The sequence below is a fragment of the Nostoc linckia z4 genome (genome assembly GCF_002608075.1).
GTDB lineage: Bacteria > Cyanobacteriota > Cyanobacteriia > Cyanobacteriales > Nostocaceae > Nostoc > Nostoc linckia.
The window spans coordinates 38,243-54,928 of sequence record NZ_LAHA01000015.1 but is presented as its reverse complement, the minus strand read 5'-3'; the positions used below and the strand labels follow the sequence as shown (position 1 = coordinate 54,928).

The window sequence follows — 16,686 nt, the reverse complement described above, 5'->3', positions numbered from 1 at the left end:
AACTTTTGAATCATTGCCGTTTGGATGTGCGATGCCTCCGGCGGGCTACGCCAACGCGGTAGTAAACTTGGTCGATTGCATTCAAACCATATTGACTGGGTGCGATCGCTTGTCAAGCAGTGCCAAGATGCAAGTGTTCCAGTATTTGTGAAACAATTGGGTGAAAATGTTGTTAATTCCTTGCCTTACATCGATGGTGTAGCAGTTACTAATACAAAGTTAAATTATGCGATAGAAAAGGCGGCGATGTGTCAGAATTTCTTGAAGATTTGCAAATTAGGAAGTTTCCAAAACTATGAAAGTTAAAGGATACAATGATTTTTATGATGGATGGATTAGCAATATTCTTTTTCAACCCAGAGATAACGCCAAATCAAATTTTTGGATGGAAGGATATGATATGGCCAGTGAAACTGGGCGAACTCAATTTCTTTTTGAGGCTCTCAAAAAAGAAATTGAGCTAGGACACATTATTATCGAGCAAGAATAATGGGAGAATCTAAACGTAGAAAACAAATATTAAAAGAAAACTACGGCATTCCTAATATTAACGCCCAAGTTCAAGCAGCGTGGGATTATATAGCTTTATCAATTGACAAAGCTAAAAGCGATGGCAACGATTGTTTGATTACTCAATGCTGTAATAACAATAAGGGGTTTCACCCAGATGCGATCGCTCAAGTTAAAAAAGAAATTGAGCATTGGGAATGCGATTTAAATATTCCAGTTCTAATTCAAATGTTGCCTCAAGGTTTTAGACCGACAGAAATAAAATTGTTTGATGGATTTATTACCGTTTGGTGCAATTGTCCCGATTTTTATTTCTGGAAAGCTCTATTTGAAACTTCAGTTGATTAAAAAGCAGCGTCAATTGACGCTGCTTCTATCCCATTTCAGTCGCTTATTAATCAACAGTAAAAGCTGTACATTACTATTTTGTCATAAAAAAGCGATCGCACCTGACACGCAATCGCTTTGCTGCAAATTTCCTCAATGAGATATGTCTTGCCGCAGTTAACAACTTAACTAGTATACTTTAAATATTGCACGTTGTTACAAGTTTATGAACAACAAAAAGTACAGAAACCAAATAGCAGATTTAATTTTAAAAGATGAACAAGGCAATGATTTAGTTGTTCTTTCAAATCTGGAGCGTAATGAAAATGGCTCTATGTTTTTTGTTGTTGGTAGTGATGAATCTTCTAGTAGCCCGAAATACAAAGTTACTATTCAAATTGAAGAAATTTAGCTTTGGTCTACGGGTTTTATTATTTCATCTGGAGTTACTTGGCACTTTAATACTTTGCTGGGAGATGCGAATACTGCGATCGCACTATCTACTTTGGCAGTAGGATCTAAAATCATCGGAACGTTTTCAAAAGAGGTTATATCATCGAATGCCATATAATAATTTTTCATAAAATAATGAGCGATAGAAACGAATACTAAAGATCCAACTATTAAATAATCGGGATTTGTTCGGTACTTTTCGTAAAAGTCCTTAATAGCTTTGTAAGCATTGTTGATAACTTTGTAGTCTACATCAATGTTGTATACAGACTCTTGAACTAAATTAACTACAGGCTTTTCCATAATTTTGATACCACATCAATTATCTCGTTTTTCAAATCCTTTGTATTGCCTTGTTTCTTGGGTAACAAGCCCAGTTTTTCTGAAATAATCTGCGAGTTCTTGCTCGGTTCGCCCAGAGAAGAATAGTTGTATATCGTTAGGATTACTAATTTCACATTTCGTTTCAAAACTGTACAGATGGGTATTTCTCATTGTCTCCATAATGCTTTTAGCAATTGGAAATACCCTTAATGTTTCTCCTGTAACCCCATATTTTTCGTCTATAAAAGGCATACAGCGATTGTCTACTGCATCAGGATTGGCAGAAATTTCTTCAGGTGTTGCAAATTGACCAAAATATAAAATTAATCCGAACAATTCAGGATGTCCGGCATAGTCAAAATCAAAAAATATTGGTTCGTCATTGAACTCTAACCTATTAAGGTTAGATTCTGCTAATCCAAACCCATAAAGCGTACCACCATTTTGCAAACTAGCCGTAAATTTTAGCATATTTCAATAAATAACTTTAATCCCTTTGCTTTCAAGTATTTTACCAACATCACTACAAGCAGAAAGACTTGTAACCAATTCTTCATCAGTTAATTCTAGACCCATATCAAGCGATTTTTTAGTTCCTAGAATTGTAACTTGACGATTAATTTCAAACAAAGGGGAGACTTCAATAACAACAATTTCGCCAGTTTGAGTGTGTAGAATTGGTTTTAGGCTCATTGGTACAATTTCCTATATAGGCCGCCAATTTTTGTTGGGTCTTGCTGACTTAACGGCCCGCCAAGTCTTATTTCTAATTCTTTCAACCTGGAAAACACTTCTTCATTATCTACAGTCTCCATACAGCAGGGAGATTTAACCGCGATCGCACCAAAGTTCTTTTTTAAAATCTCAACTATTTGATTACGGGTATACCCATGAATTAAATAGTTTGCGTGAGGATATTCAAGCGGTGGATATCCAAGTTTTTCCCGTATTTGGTTGCAGTCTTGAGATTGGGGGAAGAATTCTAATATTTTTAACTTATCTCCTTGGCTCATTAAATTTGAAAATAATAAATGTAATGAAACGCGACCCCCAAAAGAGCTAGGTGGCATATCTTCACCGCGAACTGCTACGCCACTATTTTCATTTAACCAGTTAATTGCATTGGGGTAGCAATCAAATTTAAAAACTTTCAAATTCATGTTTTAGCCTTCTTCTTGTAAATAAGCTTCCTCCTCATCACACCATTTTTTTAATTGCTCAATTACTTCCTGCTGCACTCCTCCACATTCTTCACTTTTCTGTATACCCCTACGGATAACTAGTATTACTTGCTCTAAATATTCTTCTGGTATATTTAACACTTCAGTCGCCATTTACTAAACCTCAAAATTACTACTCTTTTTTGACTGGCCACCAATTAACAGTACCTTCATCCTCATACTTATCTTCTGGTGGTTCGTAGGTTCTAGATATTTTATTATATTTGAACCATTCTTTTTCACCGTCTTTAAAATCAACTTTGAAATGTCCATCAGAGCATTCAATCACCTCACCAACACATAAATATCTCTTAGAATCAGAATCAATTACTTTTACCCAATCCGTGACTTTAAAATCTTCACGGTGTAAAAGTAGCATCATATCTCTGATTTGGTCAATATTCATAGTTGTATCCTAGCTATCCGTTAGGTATCGGGATGTTTCTCTAAGAAATTACAATTGTTGGGATTAAATCGAGGATGCAAATAACTGGTATCAACTAATGCATGATGTTTTCTCAAAACAATGCCATCAGCAAGCTTTTTCATTCGTTCTTCATATTCAGTGGCTTTTGCTTTAGAGGCATTAATAGCAAATCTAATAGCGATCGCCTTACTGGCGCTAGACATAGCGGATGTTACTTTAGTAGTATCAATAGTAAAATTAATTAGTATTGGATTTGGTTCTAGTTTTGGTTTGTTTATTAGTTTTAGTTTATGGCGGTTTCTTCGGCGCTGCCTGATTGACATTTTTACTTCCCTCAACTTTTGGACTTTTCTTAATATTATGAAACCTTTGATGGCATTCACACTATATTCGCTTGATTTGAGTGAATCTCATTAAATTTCGATAATAGCTCTATAGATTGATTCATATTTAGTGTAAGAGCGCGTAGACATCGCGGTTTCTATAAATATTAATTGTAGATGCGATCGCGTTAAGATGGAATGTCATGGATTTTTCCACATCTTTACATAAAACCAAACTCTAATCATCCAATTTGTAAATAATTGTGACAGTAATAGTCAATAAATCTGATTGCCCTAATTTTAAAGTTTGGTTGCCAAAATATTGCAAAATACCAACGTTGATTGGGGTTGATTTTTAGCAGCTTCATGGCGATCGCTTTCTACCATAATAGATTTTTGCCATTGGATGTCTCGATGTTCCGTTAGGGGATAAATATAATATTCCCCAGGTAAATTTATGATGATAAAGGTTAAAGCATGGTGGTTGAAATAACCAAATACCTTTTTTAGTACGCAACTGAAAAGCGAACATCATTGCATTGCATCCAAAGATAGTTAAATTACCGATTGAAATATGTTCCCCAAATAATTTTGAAAATATAAACTCTACCATATCAGCTTTAGGGCTGAGTCTCCACATAAACCACCATAATTTAATCAACTTTGAAGACTCCCATATTTCATTTTTGAATTGTTGGTTTTTGATTTGATGATATTTTATATTTCCTGACTCAAAATTTATAATGTCTAGAACATCGAACAGAGAATAATTCATATTAATTAGGGATTTATTTAATGGTAAAATGATTATAATGCAACAAGCCTCTGCTACGAACAGAGGCTATTAACACGTTGCAGAGTAACCGATAGCGTCAGATGTTACTCAAATGAATACTACCACATATATTTATGTCTTGGCTGACCCTAGAGATGGAAGTATTTTCTATGTTGGTCGTACAACCATGTCTCTTAATAGAAGGTTGCATACTCACATTAGAGATGGGAAGAAGCAGAGAACAGAAAAAGGTAAATACATAGCTCAGATGCTTGCTGTAGGAGTCAGACCCCAAATCAGGGAGGTTGAATTGGTGACGAACGCAACTAGAGAGGAGGCGATCGCAAAGGAAGAAGCTTGGCAACAGTTCTACTCAATAACAAATACTCTTACTAACAAAGGGTCTGCTGTATTTGGTGGCCACGGGACTAATAAAAGAGTTGTATGGACGCCTGAGACTATTAATTTATTAGGTAAACAAACAGATACATATATTGCCGAATTACTAGGGTGCGATCGCAAATCAGTAGAGTACAAGAGAGAAAAGTTAAAAATTCCTAGATGCTTGCAAACAAATTTTGTTGTTCCTGCAATGGGTGGATGGAACAAAATTGAACTTTCTGAAACTATTATTGAACAGCTAGGGAAAATGCCTGATTATGCTTTGGTGAAACAAGCGGGGGTTTCAAAAACTGTTATTAGTAACAAAAGAGTTCAATTGAATATACCCAGTTATGCAGCAACCACTGGGAATAATGGCAGATGGGGTAAAAGAATTAAGCCAAAAATCTTTTTAAGTCCAAATTGTAAGATTTGCAAAAGTATTAATACTATTAGATATGGTTCGGGACACAGGTGTAAAGATTGTTTAAGCCAATTTTCAATTAATGTTGAGCGAACTAAATCAAAACATATTTGTGTGTTTTGTGATAGTAGTGAAGTTTATCAAGCAGCGAGAAGTGGTAAAAACAAAAATCTACTGCAATGCGATAATTGCTTGCAATCGTTTAGAATTGGCAATTAGTAGTTAGTTAATAGTAATGAAGTTATCCTCTTTACGTAAATCATTAGACAGGACAACGCGACAGGTGCAAGGGGCTTCCAAGGTATTGCTAGATCAGTTATGGAAACCCCAAGACGGGCCGCAGACTGAGGCTTTTTTATCCCCGGCAGATGAGTTACTCTTTGGCGGGGCCGCTGGTTTTTAGGGGGATGCCTATGGTGGGGGTAAAACGGCCCTCTTGCTAATGTTGGGAACATCTGCCCACAAACGGGCTATTATCTTCCGCCGCGAATATCCCCGACTCAAGGACATAATCGAAAAGTCACGCAGACTTCTAGGCGCGATCGCTCGGTATAACAGTAACGATAAAATCTGGCGTGGTATCCCAGGCGATCGCACCTTAGAATTTGGTGCGGTACAACACGAGGACAGCGTAGAAGCCTATCGGGGGGTAGAACACGACCTCAAAGCTTTTGACGAACTTGGAGAATTTTCTAAGAAACAGTACGAGTTCTTAATAACCTGGAACCGTTCTTCAGACCCATCGGTTCGGTGTCGGGTGGTCGCTACTTGTAATCCTCCCAGTTCTGAAGAATCAATGTGGATTAAAGAGTACTGGGCAGCTTGGCTAAACCCAGAGCATCCAAACCCAGCTGCTCCAGGCGAAATCAGATGGTACGCAATGGTGGGGGATGAGGAGAAAGAAGTCCCATCAGGCGAACCATTTGAACACGAAGGGGAAATGATTCAACCGCGAAGCCGTACCTTTATTCCATCTCGGTTAGAAGATAATGCTTACTTGAGAAATTCTAACTATAGGTCGGTATTGCAACGGTTACCGGAACCACTGCGATCGCAATTACTAAGAGGAGACTTTACCACAGTCGCTAAGATTGACCATCCTTGGCAAGTTATACCGAGCGCCTGGGTGGATGCCGCTGTCAAACGCTGGACGCCGACGCCAAATGCACCACAGTCGCATTTGGGTGTAGACGTGGCAAGAGGTGGACGCGACGAGAGCGTGATAATTTCTCGGCATCATTATTGGATTGGGCCCATAATTGCTTTTCCAGGCAAAGAAACACCAGATGGTGACTCCTTGGCAGACCAAATCGAAGTTGTTCGTAAAACTAACAAAGTAGAGATTCGAGTAGATACTTTGGGTGTCGGTTATGCAGTGGTGGATGCCCTAAATCGGCGCGGCACTAAATTGGTGTTTGGGTTAAATGGTGGAGGAGCTACAGAAGCTTTAGATAAAAGTGGGTTACTAAAGTTTTTCAATTTACGTTCTCGTTGGTGGTGGCACTTAAGAGAATTGCTCGACCCTGCCAATGGGTACGATGTGGCGCTGCCCAACGACCCCAAATTAATAGCTGACCTTACTGCCCCCAGATGGAGTCGCACTGGTTCTAGAAATAAGTTTGGTGAAATTCGAGTAGAAAGTAAGGAGGATATTATTAAGAGATTGGGACGCAGTACCGACAGAGGCGATGCGCTCGCGTATAGTTTCGCTGAAGATGTGGATGATGCCAGTAGCTATGATTGGATGAGCCAATTATAATTCGTAATTCATAAGTCGTAATTCGTAATTAAAAAAGGCAAATACGAGTTTATAATCAGTGATAATGGTTTACTGATTACAATTACGAATTAAAAATTACGAATTACGAATTAATATGGCTTGGGCTAATTTTGAAGAAATGAATATTGCAACAGGCGATATTTTAGAGTCGCAACCCTATAACGCTTCATTACGTTATTTTTTTGTTGTTGTAGTTGATAAAGAATCAATTCAAATGCTTTGTTATGTCCCTGAGAATAATCCCGGATATAATTTATTTGTTGAATCTCTTATGTTTCCAATTCTCCAAGAAAATTATCGAGTGTTAACAGGTGAAGAAAAAGATAAAATTACACGAGGTATCTTAGCAGCAATTTGCTACAAGCGTAATTTATTAGCTGCCGATGTGGAGTTGTACAAAAATCTAAATGAAGTTGTTTCTATCTCTAGTGCTTTAGATATCCAAAAAAATAAAAGAATTAAATTAATACAAAAAAGTCAGGCGACATGAATTTTCTTTGGGTAATCACTTTTGGCTTTGCTTTTTTAGCAATGCTTCGCTTGTCCCGCAAAATTGAGAAGCAGTTACTAGAGCTTAATAAAGGCAAAGATTATACTTTTAAATCACTCGGAGATAATACTTATTTGGTTTCTCCTTGCCCACCTAATTACACAGTTTTAGAAAATTTATCAAATGTAGTTTGGGTCGCTTGTGATGGTGGTAAATTATTAATTAAGGCTGAAACACAGCAAGCAGTCAAAGATTTAATAATTGCACTCAATAGTACTTATTTATATATGTTAAAACCACAAGATAAAGTTCGGATTAATCGGCTAGGACGAAAAGCTCTCAGTCATACAATTGCTGCCTACGGTATTAGTGAGGGAGTTGTTGAAGGATTATACGATTTTATAGCTTCAGTTATTTTTAGAACCAACAACGGGAATACATACAGAATGAATATTCAACGTATGTATTTAGATCCGGACTTAAGTAATACCCAGAGAATTAATGCTTCCCAAGCTTGGACGAAGTTAAAGCTTAAAAAGGTTGAATCAATAGGGCACGAACCTTATGAATACATCCCAGGAAGATATCCTGGAGTAGTTGTTACTTGCATTGTTGGATGGGGGAACGATACTTGTGATATAGAATATTATGACGATTTAGAAAGCAAGCGAAGATTTATTCGGTCTTACAATAGTCATTATTGAAATCCCCCTTCCGAAGAAAACTTTCTGCCTTCTTCAGGCGATCGCCCCTTTATAATTGAGTTTGCCTGTGGTGAGTAACTTCTTTGCCAATGTCGTCAAACATGCATTTCCCGACATTTTCTTCTACTGGGGAAAGTAAAGATAGAGATGAAGCTGCCCCCAGCACTTGTTCTTCGGTTATTTCTAAGTAACGTTGCAACTGCTCCAAACTGCGGTGTCCGCTAATTTCCTGAATTACCCGCAAAGGAACACCAGCATTGCTCATTTGGGTCAGGGCAGTGCGGCGAAAACTGTGGGTGCTGGCTCCTTCAATACCCACTTGCTGGCAGGCAGTTCTCAATATGCGGGCGGCTGAATCGTGGCTGATATGCCCATTGCTGCGTCCGGGGAATAGATAGTTATCCCCTGCCAAGGGTTGGTATTTAATGAGCAATCGCCGGAGGTCTTCGATTACTGGTATAGAGCGGGTTGCCAGCTTTCCTTTGGTGTTTGATTTCCTGATGATAAAGTGCGATCTGACTTGTCCTTTAGATGTGTAGATATCTGAAGTCAGCAAAGTACAAGCCTCGCGGATTCTGGCAGCGCTAAATAGACAGATGCCAAATATTGTGCGATCTCGTCCGTTGTCTAGCCCGCGACTGAAGATTAGTTGTATCTCTTGCTGTGTCAGCACCTTAGCTTTTCCATGTCGGTTTATTTTCATCGTCGTAGTCCCCCATATACAGACTACAACGGATTGAGTACGAGATATCTTTTGCCTAGCGTATTCTAAAATATTAGATACATTTGCTATTAATCAAAATCAGGAGAATATTGTATGAGCTACACTTTATTTAATACTACTATTCATATATCCAAGGGCAAAACAATATTAAACCTTTCAGAATGCTCTTATCCTGTAAATTATACAAAAGGCGTAACATTTTTTTTGGCAAACCCCTAATTGTCTACAGGAATGCCAAGGAGTTTTGCCGATTAGCTGGGGTTTAAATTATTCCCCCTGGATAAAACTAAGTTTTCCTGTAGATGTTCCTCAAACTTGTGTTAAAGATGCAATTTTTACATATTATGTTGGTAACACATTAAAAGTTCAACACGCAATCTGGCGGATAACTGAAGTAATTAATCAAAAAAGAAAAAAATACGGATTCCAAATTTCTTCTTCCGCAATCGCCTATATTTGTCAAAAGATAGAGAATTATAACAAAAAATGTAAACCAGGTAATTAAGCGCGATCGCATGAACGATATCTACGTAGAAATGTTTTTTGAAGTTTATGAATACATGGTTAAAAAATATCAGTTATCGTATCCTGCAATAGTAGGTATTAATGCCTCATTGTCTATATTTAGAAGTCAGGATATGGTCGTTGAAAAAATAGCTAATCTTTATGATTTCTGGCTTTCATACAGCATAATTTCAGAAATTTCATTTGAGTGGCGTTGTAGTTTTGTAAGTAGAATTATTGGGGAATCACCTAGAAATCTGAGTGTAAATGAAGGATATCTAGTATTGAGTTTGGTTAAAAAGTTAGTGAACTATTGTAATAGTTAAGTTATTTGTTGATTAGTAACTTAACTTTTGGTAGCCTGCTAATTTGTGCAACCTGATGCCTAGCCCATTCTAAAATTTTGTCTGAATTGCGAATTATACGCAAGCCTACCAAATATTCATGCTCTGCAATCAATCCATCATGAAAAGCTTTTTCTAGAGCTTGTTCTTGAATAGTTAAACTCAATTGTTTTTGAGAAATAGGGGGTTTAACTGGAATTGTGTAACTGAGTAAATTTACCATTATCCTTTACTGGAAAAAATAATTTTCAATACTTCTAAAGCAAGGTGAGTTTTGTCGGCAGAAGATGGTTTGGAACCTCCTAGATTTTCTCTAAGAATGGCGATCGCTGTATTGGCTAGGGGTTCAATTTTATCAGCCAATGTGTCGGGACACGGTTCTAAAGATGCTGTCATCATCTGCTGCTGCAAATCAGAAATTTTGATGAGTCTGTATCCTTGGGCATAGAAGCGATCGCCAACTTTGTTGAGTTCATCTTCAGAAATTATGGCTTCGGTTTCTTCATCAAAAATCTTTTGTATTTCGTCAATGTTCTGGTTCCAAAAAGTCGATTTATGCATATTTATTCTACCTCAACAATGATATCTCCCAAAAACACCCAAACCTTTTTATTACAAATAACCTGTTCTTCATTTTTATAACTGTAACTTCGTAAAGTAAATTTGTATTTTACTATTTCCATCTCTGTAGGTATTTTCTCTCCTAGTTTAATCCGACTCTTGAATTTTTTGGGTAGCTGAGCAATACACTCGTCACCAACTTTCAATGTTGTGTCTTCAGGGTTTGGTAGTTGTTTGATGGCGTATTGTAACTGTTCTAGAGTTAAGCAGTTTGGAATACAGATTTCATTTACTGAGAATGACATTTAAATTTCCCCTTCGTTAATATACTGCCACCAGCAATTACGCCCTTTTGTAATTTGTGCAAGTCGCAATCTTAATTGACAAGTTCGTATTTGTGGAACGAGAGGCGTTACCATGTCTTCCTCTAAAGAACAAGGCAGTGGTCGAAATTTAGGTTTAGCAGCAATTTGAATATGCAATACATCTTGTCCATATTTTGCGATCGCCTGTTCGTAAAAATCAAATTTTTCTTGGGTGATTTGCTCTACAAAATTTATATCTTGGTTCATGCTACCTCCTGCGATCGCGTTTATTTCTGGGTTTCCAATTCCTGATAGCATCATCGTCAGTAATGCGGTTGTGCTGGATTTGTATGTGTTTTTTGGCTTCATCCACAACCATCGACAAATTTTCGCACATCATCCCCGACATATCTCGCAGTCCTAACAGCACTGAAACACTGTCCTCAGTTAGCTTTGGTTCGCTAGAACGCAGTCGCAAACGAATCCCCTGTTCAGTACGCTGGATTAATGACCATTCGGGGAATTCTGTTTTGAATTCTGAATGGGTCGCACTAGCTAAAGCAATCACAAAACCCAGTTCGTATTCCTTGGCAATCGCCTCCATTTTGGCTAGGGCTTCTTTCAGTTTGGGTTCATAGTTTTGAGTTTCGGACATTTGTCTAATTCTACTGATAAATCTGATGATGGATTGTTTAAGAAATGTTCAATAGTAGATGTCCGAAGAATACTTATTCTTTGGTCATCTTGTCTTTGGCACTCCCAAAAATCTACATCACCCCAGTTCCTACAATAGTGCTTTTTGACTATTAAAAGACGATTGTCAATATAAAATTTTAGTCCTGGATTCACTACCATTTTTCAAACTTTTATCTCAGATAAATTTTCTGCTACTGATGCATTAGCAGGATTGAGCGCTGACACCGCTTTCTTTTCAAATTCATCTAACGCTGCACTAATTTCTTCACGAATTGAAGTAGGAAGAATTCCAGCATCTACTAACTTTTGGACTGCTGCCATTTCTGCTGTATAAGTTGGCTTGGCTTCTTCTAAATCTATAGTTTCTCCCCACGCAGCAAAAGCCGCTTCCATCATATCTTCACCTGCTTTGATGAGTTGTGCGATCGCACTTGGAGGATAAGCTTCTGGAGGTAAATCGCGGAAACGAGCCATCATTTTTTCAACAATCTCGTTTCCCCGCTCTAGCTTCTTTTTATTTGCCTCGACTCTACATTGCTTCCATTCGTTGATGCTAGCGCGACGGTCGAACTCCTCTTGAATTACTGCTTTGGTTACAGCTTTCTTTCTGTCTGCCTCTCTTTCAGCAATCAATTTTTGTAAATACTCTTGAAACAGTGGGCTTTTCTTCCAAATACCAATAGTCACGCGATCGCACCCAACCGCCTCCGCCGTCCTATTGTTGTTTAATCCCTGAGCAAGATATCCAGCCGCTTCTTTCTGTTTTTGAGTTAGTTCAGTACGCATACGATCGCATCTGTTTGATACATGATAGATTTCAGTAAAATTTAGCCAAAAATTTTTTACACTCGGTTAAAATTTTAAACTTTATCTATCTTAGGCGATCGCATAAACTCCGAAAACCTATCTTATAGCGATCGCAGATGTTATCTACGTCTTTGTAAAAACAGATTCAATACCGCTTACGACCAATTGTGTGTAGCGATGCCGAAAATCTTTAGGCATTTCATCCCATGTTGGTAAATTTGTACCAACAGCGCTAATTGCCGCTTCGTAGAGAGTTTTAGGTAAAGTAGCGAGATGCGATCGCTTTTGAATGACTTTCAAACACTTAGGACAAGTAACTTGGGATATTTCCTCAACTCCTGTGGGCACACCACAAGCCGAGAGTTTGGTAGAATTGGGGTTTAGCCAGTGAGTATATTTAGGATTATATTTCCTGGGCATTATGAAAATTTATCGCGGTATTCTTGGGGTAAGTAAATATTATCATTGTTAGTAATTGCAGCAGTCCAAGCTTTAATAAAATCGATGCGCGGCATTTGCTTTAGAATTTGAGTTTCGCTATATTTACGTTTTTCATAAATCTCAATCTTTTGTCCCCCAATAAAATTTACAACGTATCTTTGCCAGTCTTTATCTCCACCAATTGGACTAACATCTGTAATTAACAATAGATTAATATCGGAACCATCTGGAAGGTGTAAAACTCTGTTCATAAATCTTTAAATTCTTCTGGTAAGTTAAAGTTGGGGTCATCTTTGGCAATCTCCATTAATCGGTCAAAGGCAGTTAGGCAGTCACCCAATGCTTTATGCCCTCCTCCCAATGGTTGCCATCTATAGTCGCCCCAATAGCTACTATAATCGCCACACCATTGAGCGTACCAAGTCATTAAGCAAAATGTCCGGTCTTTAAATTTGATTTTGGGCAGTTTATATAATTTGCAGCAATAGTTTAAAAAATTTCGGTCTGCTTCGGCATTGTAAATAAGTATGCGTTTCCCATCCAGAATTTCTACAATTTGAGGATGAATATCAGTAAAAGTGGGAGCATTGGCAATCATTTGGTCGGTAATACCGTGAACTGCGATCGCGTCGTTAGGTATAGGGATTGATGGTTTAACAAAAGTATTAAGTAGTGTTTCTTTTTGGTAACCAATGATGGCTATTTCCACAATTTCGGCATCGCCAAGACCTGTAGTTTCAGAATCCAAAATTACCCAATCATCAGTTTCTAAAAATTTTTGCACCCACTGTACGACATTTGCTCTATCTCGCTCGATAAAACCCTCACATCTCCACCAATCTCTGTATTCTCTTCGTTTTTGTTGTTTTTCTCTTAATTTTTGTAGTGCTGCCAGTTGCTTTGGAGTTGCTTGGCGCTTGGGTTTTACCGAGTCGGGGTTGCTGGGGTCGTAGAGGTAGAGGGTGTATTTGGGCGTGTCGATGTAGGCAACTGGTTGCTTTGGCGAGAGTTTGAGTCCAGCTAGTTGCTTTTTGGTTTTGAGATGCTCTGGAGGTTCATTTTTGCCGAACCCCCACCAGTTGTATTGTGGAAGATTCATTTAGGGGATAAAAAATCGTCAGGCATGGATGGGCGAGCGCCTATAACACTGTATGTTAGGTCTAATTCGTAGCCGCATCCTGTCGGGCAACAGTGTTTGATTTCTGGGAGTTGTCCGGTTCCCTTGCATTGGGGACACTCGCCAATACATCCAAGGGGAAGATCAATTAGACCCAAGCAGCATCGGGGACACTTTTGATATTTAGCCATTCTTAGAGAATTTCAACTTCGAGTAATTGGGGTTGGGATTTGTTATAGGTATTAAGTGCAATTTTAAGTTTGTTGTAGGCACTTTCAGTATGCACGTTCCAGCAGGATTTGGGATTAGTTTTCAAAAAGCCTATGGCAGAAACAAACCCTTGAATTTCTTGGGGTGTGAATTCTATATTAGTAGAAAGCGATTGTATCTTAATAATCGCACTACTTGTCGCTTCATTAACACCACGAGTCGGGTTGTTAGTAACAAAGTCAATGGCTTTTGAAAGTGCTTGTAGTTCCTCAGTTGTAAAGTCGATATTAATCATGGTAGTAAAGAAACTCTTTGAATATTTTAATTACGAATTACGAATTATGAATTACGAATTACGAATTAACATGGTGTTTTGTTTTTGGATGGCGTAGATGATTTACAAATTAAAAAACCTCACTTGTATCTGTGAAAAATACGGTTTTGCTGTGGCACTGGATACCGATGCTTCATCCCCTAGACCAGGGAAAGGAATTTGGCGATCGCAGCACCAGTGTGTATCTGACCACTGGACAATGGAAGATGTCCCGCCCAGCAATGCTAGATCGGAGTCGGCAATTATCAAGCATCAACTCGCTGGGGATAGGGGACATTATTCGGTTCTCAATTTCGGGTTTGTGGTGCTTCATTTTAAAGGATTTGATCACAATACGGTAATGCAAATTGTCAGGCACAAAGACAGCTGCACCCTCCTAGATGAAGACTTGATTGCATTGGAACTTGCTGTAAAACAGAACACCACTTATTTAGTCCAGTCTGGTAGGTACACCGGGGAAAGATTTATTAAGGTGGCTAGTGGGGAATTGAGTGTAGAAGAGGTTTTTTATGTTCCGCCAGTGGGTAGGCAGCGCGATCGCGAGGGCAATTCATTTGAATATACCCAAACTATGCGGGAGTTTGATATAGCAGAATACTATAATCGGTGCGTTGTTTTTAAAAAAAGGACATCGCTTGGGCAACCCTACGAAAATGCTAGGTACTCACTACCCCAATGCTTCAGGCAAGACTTTTCAATGTCATCCACAATTGAAGCTTTGTGGCACTGGATGGATTTGAGAACTAAAGCTAATGCCCAAGATGAAATCAGAATTATGGCAGACATGGTCTTGGAAATTATGAAAATCTACACCCCACTACTATCCGAGTGGTATATAGAACATCGATACAAAAAGGCTAAATTAGCACCGTAATGATACTTATTTTGATGTGCAACGCAATAATAGGAGTTTCAGGTATGCATCTGGGGACTACTCCCCAGATGCAGGGGTGAAATATTGATTCTTGCGTTAATGATTAAAAAAATATGTCAAGAACTGATGACATACTTTTATGGCAAAAAGTAAAAATGTTACTTATATTGTCAAGAATTTAGGCGATCGGTGAAGAAGGCAGAGGGCAGGAATCAGAATTTCCTTCTGCCTCCTGCCCTCTGCCTTTCTTGCTAAGTTCTTGCTCAAGAAAAACGTGAGCTTCTTTTTGAGTGATAATTTCCAAAACTATTGCCACTTCATCAGCATTTAAAAAATCCAAACTAGATTTTGGATTCCATCCGAAATTTTCTGCCCAAAGATATTCATCTTCTGCATCACAAAGTTCTCCATTTGCTCTGTGATATCCAACTTGAACTATTTCTCCGCTACGAAAAAAGTAATCCCCTTCAATGGTGCTGGGCAAATCAATTAATATAATTCCTATCATCATTCTTCCCAAAAATATAAACTATTGGCTTTTTGAAAAACTGTTTCAAGCGCAGAAAACGACGTGTAATATAGACCCATACGTCTACAAATCCATCGTCTGCCATCCCATTTAACGGTGGCAAATAAAGGTGAGATTTCATCTAAACACTCTAAATATTCGTCTAAAACATTAAAACTTAATGTTCCTTGAGCGTGAAAATTTAAACCATGTTCTAAAGCTATCTTTTTTACTTTTTGAATTTCAAACTCTGTCTCTAAAGTAAGCATTATGTTGTCAAAGCTGTGAAGAAGGCAGAGGGCAGAGGGCAGAAGGATGCAATGCAGTCTGGGCTTCTCTACGAGACGCTACGCGAACAGACCTACACAAGAAGGCAGAGGGCAGAAGGCAGAAGGTTTGCAATCAGTGTAGGCTTCTCTTCTCTACGAGAGGCTGCGCCAACGAGACGCACTCGCGTTCGATTTTGGTGGGGGACTTAAACCCTTACTCCCTTTGGTCGCTCTCAGTGGGCAGGAAACAGAATTCCTTGAAGAAGGCACGAACTTTTTAATGTTTTATTGAAAAATAATTTCTATTTATATAAACTCCTTGAGAATAGCTTTGAATATGAAAAGTAAAAGTAATCAATTTAAGTGTTTTATCTATGTTATGGTCATGAATCCCTTTTGTTTGTAGCGATGAGAAAGCTAAACTATCAGGTACAAGCGGGAAAGTTGTCGGTTGGTTATTGGTTTTAGTAGTTGTAAACATAATTTACCTCAAATCAGGTGAGTAATATTCTTCAATTTCTCCAGTTAAAAACCAAGCGATTTGCTTTGATTGTAAATATAGCAGTTCTTGATAAGTGCATTGTAAACGAGTATGGGGGTAAGTAATGCGTTCGTTCATCTTTTGTTCAAACGATTTTATAATTGCTTGAACCGCGATCGCAGGCAAATTATTGCTCTCCCAATACTCATCAAAATCCTTGGGCACTACTTGACCTTTGTATTGCCAGTGTCACGAACAAGGAGTGAGGGGGTGCGATCGCGCCTGTGGGTTTGTTAAAAATTAGTTAATCAATCTATTACAATTTCCTACCCAGCTTTGATGCTGGGTTTTTCGTGCAACCGTTTGTACTAGT

31 protein-coding genes are annotated in these 16,686 nt (G+C 38.3%); 9 read left to right on the top strand and 22 right to left on the bottom strand.

Annotation, left to right across the window (positions count from 1 at the left end; translation table 11 throughout):
- Positions 1 to 24 precede the first annotated feature (24 nt).
- The 4 genes from VF06_RS14960 to VF06_RS14945 all read left to right on the top strand — a co-directional run bounded on the left by VF06_RS14960 (position 25) and on the right by VF06_RS14945 (position 1,249).
- Positions 25 to 306: a hypothetical protein gene (locus VF06_RS14960; protein ID WP_099066600.1), complete on the top strand. Its 282-nt coding sequence runs from the start codon at positions 25 to 27 to the stop codon at positions 304 to 306.
- The gene (locus VF06_RS14955) at positions 296 to 490 is read left to right on the top strand and encodes a hypothetical protein (protein WP_099066599.1); all 195 of its coding nucleotides are present in this window, start codon (positions 296 to 298) and stop codon (positions 488 to 490) included. The genes VF06_RS14960 and VF06_RS14955 overlap by 11 nt, the downstream gene beginning before the upstream one ends.
- Positions 490 to 858, top strand: a complete 369-nt coding sequence (locus tag VF06_RS14950; protein WP_099066598.1) for a hypothetical protein — start codon at positions 490 to 492, stop codon at positions 856 to 858. Before VF06_RS14955 ends, VF06_RS14950 begins: the two co-directional genes overlap by 1 nt.
- Positions 859 to 1,063: 205 nt before the next feature.
- On the top strand, positions 1,064 to 1,249 hold the full coding sequence (locus VF06_RS14945; RefSeq protein ID WP_099066597.1) for a hypothetical protein: 186 nt from the start codon (positions 1,064 to 1,066) through the stop codon (positions 1,247 to 1,249).
- Here the strand turns inward: VF06_RS14945 and VF06_RS14940 are convergent.
- The 8 genes from VF06_RS14940 to VF06_RS14910 all read right to left on the bottom strand — a co-directional run bounded on the left by VF06_RS14940 (position 1,246) and on the right by VF06_RS14910 (position 4,359).
- Positions 1,246 to 1,593 (bottom strand): hypothetical protein, encoded by a 348-nt coding sequence (locus VF06_RS14940; protein ID WP_099066596.1) that lies wholly within the window; start codon positions 1,591 to 1,593, stop codon positions 1,246 to 1,248. The two genes, VF06_RS14945 and VF06_RS14940, sit on opposite strands and share 4 nt — an antisense overlap.
- Positions 1,594 to 1,608: 15 nt before the next feature.
- Positions 1,609 to 2,085 (bottom strand): hypothetical protein, encoded by a 477-nt coding sequence (locus VF06_RS14935; protein WP_099066595.1) that lies wholly within the window; start codon positions 2,083 to 2,085, stop codon positions 1,609 to 1,611.
- A gap of 3 nt (positions 2,086 to 2,088) precedes the next feature.
- On the bottom strand, positions 2,089 to 2,307 hold the full coding sequence (locus VF06_RS14930; protein WP_099066594.1) for a hypothetical protein: 219 nt from the start codon (positions 2,305 to 2,307) through the stop codon (positions 2,089 to 2,091).
- The gene (locus tag VF06_RS14925; RefSeq protein WP_099066593.1) at positions 2,304 to 2,774 is read right to left on the bottom strand and encodes a hypothetical protein; all 471 of its coding nucleotides are present in this window, start codon (positions 2,772 to 2,774) and stop codon (positions 2,304 to 2,306) included. The genes VF06_RS14930 and VF06_RS14925 overlap by 4 nt, the downstream gene beginning before the upstream one ends.
- Positions 2,775 to 2,777: 3 nt before the next feature.
- Positions 2,778 to 2,948, bottom strand: a complete 171-nt coding sequence (locus tag VF06_RS40790) for a hypothetical protein (protein WP_180267710.1) — start codon at positions 2,946 to 2,948, stop codon at positions 2,778 to 2,780.
- A gap of 19 nt (positions 2,949 to 2,967) precedes the next feature.
- Entirely contained in the window at positions 2,968 to 3,240 is a 273-nt protein-coding gene (locus VF06_RS14920; RefSeq protein ID WP_099066592.1) for a hypothetical protein, read from the bottom strand.
- 20 nt (positions 3,241 to 3,260) lie between these two features.
- A complete protein-coding gene (locus tag VF06_RS14915) occupies positions 3,261 to 3,584 on the bottom strand; it encodes a hypothetical protein (RefSeq protein ID WP_099076426.1) in 324 nt (107 codons plus the stop codon).
- Between the two features lie 364 nt (positions 3,585 to 3,948).
- A complete protein-coding gene (locus VF06_RS14910) occupies positions 3,949 to 4,359 on the bottom strand; it encodes a hypothetical protein (protein WP_099066590.1) in 411 nt (136 codons plus the stop codon).
- A gap of 112 nt (positions 4,360 to 4,471) precedes the next feature.
- On the opposite strand from VF06_RS14910, the gene VF06_RS14905 reads away from it, so the two are divergent.
- From VF06_RS14905 to VF06_RS14890, 4 genes are all read left to right on the top strand, one after another.
- Positions 4,472 to 5,383, top strand: a complete 912-nt coding sequence (locus VF06_RS14905; protein ID WP_099066589.1) for a GIY-YIG nuclease family protein — start codon at positions 4,472 to 4,474, stop codon at positions 5,381 to 5,383.
- Positions 5,384 to 5,606: 223 nt separating this feature from the next.
- Complete coding sequence (locus VF06_RS14900; protein ID WP_099066588.1) at positions 5,607 to 6,923, top strand: terminase family protein; 1,317 nt, start codon at positions 5,607 to 5,609, stop codon at positions 6,921 to 6,923.
- Between the two features lie 115 nt (positions 6,924 to 7,038).
- On the top strand, positions 7,039 to 7,434 hold the full coding sequence (locus tag VF06_RS14895; protein WP_099066587.1) for a hypothetical protein: 396 nt from the start codon (positions 7,039 to 7,041) through the stop codon (positions 7,432 to 7,434).
- Complete coding sequence (locus VF06_RS14890) at positions 7,431 to 8,138, top strand: hypothetical protein (protein WP_099066586.1); 708 nt, start codon at positions 7,431 to 7,433, stop codon at positions 8,136 to 8,138. Before VF06_RS14895 ends, VF06_RS14890 begins: the two co-directional genes overlap by 4 nt.
- Positions 8,139 to 8,187: 49 nt before the next feature.
- On the opposite strand, the gene VF06_RS14885 is transcribed toward VF06_RS14890, so the two are convergent.
- The 11 genes from VF06_RS14885 to VF06_RS14825 form a co-directional block, all read right to left on the bottom strand.
- Positions 8,188 to 8,841, bottom strand: coding sequence for a tyrosine-type recombinase/integrase (locus tag VF06_RS14885; protein WP_099066585.1), 654 nt, complete (start codon positions 8,839 to 8,841; stop codon positions 8,188 to 8,190).
- A gap of 852 nt (positions 8,842 to 9,693) precedes the next feature.
- On the bottom strand, positions 9,694 to 9,933 hold the full coding sequence (locus VF06_RS14870; protein WP_099066582.1) for a hypothetical protein: 240 nt from the start codon (positions 9,931 to 9,933) through the stop codon (positions 9,694 to 9,696).
- Positions 9,933 to 10,271 carry a hypothetical protein gene (locus VF06_RS14865; protein WP_099066581.1) on the bottom strand — a complete coding sequence of 113 codons (339 nt, stop codon included), beginning with the start codon at positions 10,269 to 10,271 and terminating at the stop codon, positions 9,933 to 9,935. The genes VF06_RS14870 and VF06_RS14865 overlap by 1 nt, the downstream gene beginning before the upstream one ends.
- Positions 10,272 to 10,273: 2 nt before the next feature.
- A complete protein-coding gene (locus VF06_RS14860; protein ID WP_099066580.1) occupies positions 10,274 to 10,576 on the bottom strand; it encodes a hypothetical protein in 303 nt (100 codons plus the stop codon).
- Positions 10,577 to 10,843: a hypothetical protein gene (locus VF06_RS14855; RefSeq protein WP_099066579.1), complete on the bottom strand. Its 267-nt coding sequence runs from the start codon at positions 10,841 to 10,843 to the stop codon at positions 10,577 to 10,579. It lies immediately after the preceding gene.
- A gap of 1 nt (position 10,844) precedes the next feature.
- Positions 10,845 to 11,231: a hypothetical protein gene (locus VF06_RS14850; protein ID WP_099066578.1), complete on the bottom strand. Its 387-nt coding sequence runs from the start codon at positions 11,229 to 11,231 to the stop codon at positions 10,845 to 10,847.
- A gap of 203 nt (positions 11,232 to 11,434) precedes the next feature.
- Positions 11,435 to 12,058, bottom strand: a complete 624-nt coding sequence (locus tag VF06_RS14845; protein ID WP_099066577.1) for a hypothetical protein — start codon at positions 12,056 to 12,058, stop codon at positions 11,435 to 11,437.
- A gap of 144 nt (positions 12,059 to 12,202) precedes the next feature.
- On the bottom strand, positions 12,203 to 12,499 hold the full coding sequence (locus VF06_RS14840) for a hypothetical protein (protein ID WP_099066576.1): 297 nt from the start codon (positions 12,497 to 12,499) through the stop codon (positions 12,203 to 12,205).
- Positions 12,499 to 12,771: a hypothetical protein gene (locus VF06_RS14835; RefSeq protein ID WP_099066575.1), complete on the bottom strand. Its 273-nt coding sequence runs from the start codon at positions 12,769 to 12,771 to the stop codon at positions 12,499 to 12,501. The genes VF06_RS14840 and VF06_RS14835 overlap by 1 nt, the downstream gene beginning before the upstream one ends.
- Positions 12,768 to 13,619 carry an exonuclease domain-containing protein gene (locus VF06_RS14830; RefSeq protein WP_099066574.1) on the bottom strand — a complete coding sequence of 284 codons (852 nt, stop codon included), beginning with the start codon at positions 13,617 to 13,619 and terminating at the stop codon, positions 12,768 to 12,770. Before VF06_RS14830 ends, VF06_RS14835 begins: the two co-directional genes overlap by 4 nt.
- A 211-nt stretch (positions 13,620 to 13,830) precedes the next feature.
- Positions 13,831 to 14,142: a hypothetical protein gene (locus VF06_RS14825; RefSeq protein WP_099066573.1), complete on the bottom strand. Its 312-nt coding sequence runs from the start codon at positions 14,140 to 14,142 to the stop codon at positions 13,831 to 13,833.
- Between the two features lie 97 nt (positions 14,143 to 14,239).
- Here VF06_RS14825 and VF06_RS14820 point away from each other — a divergent pair, with 97 nt between their 5' ends.
- Entirely contained in the window at positions 14,240 to 15,055 is an 816-nt protein-coding gene (locus VF06_RS14820) for an FAD-dependent thymidylate synthase (protein WP_099066572.1), read from the top strand.
- Between the two features lie 178 nt (positions 15,056 to 15,233).
- Here the strand turns inward: VF06_RS14820 and VF06_RS14815 are convergent, their stop codons facing one another.
- From VF06_RS14815 to VF06_RS14805, 3 genes are all read right to left on the bottom strand, one after another.
- Positions 15,234 to 15,566: a hypothetical protein gene (locus VF06_RS14815; RefSeq protein ID WP_143861690.1), complete on the bottom strand. Its 333-nt coding sequence runs from the start codon at positions 15,564 to 15,566 to the stop codon at positions 15,234 to 15,236.
- Positions 15,563 to 15,832, bottom strand: a complete 270-nt coding sequence (locus VF06_RS14810) for a hypothetical protein (protein WP_099066570.1) — start codon at positions 15,830 to 15,832, stop codon at positions 15,563 to 15,565. Before VF06_RS14810 ends, VF06_RS14815 begins: the two co-directional genes overlap by 4 nt.
- 484 nt (positions 15,833 to 16,316) lie before the next feature.
- Entirely contained in the window at positions 16,317 to 16,538 is a 222-nt protein-coding gene (locus VF06_RS14805; RefSeq protein ID WP_099066569.1) for a CRISPR-associated endonuclease Cas1, read from the bottom strand.
- Between the last annotated feature and the right edge of the window lie 148 nt (positions 16,539 to 16,686).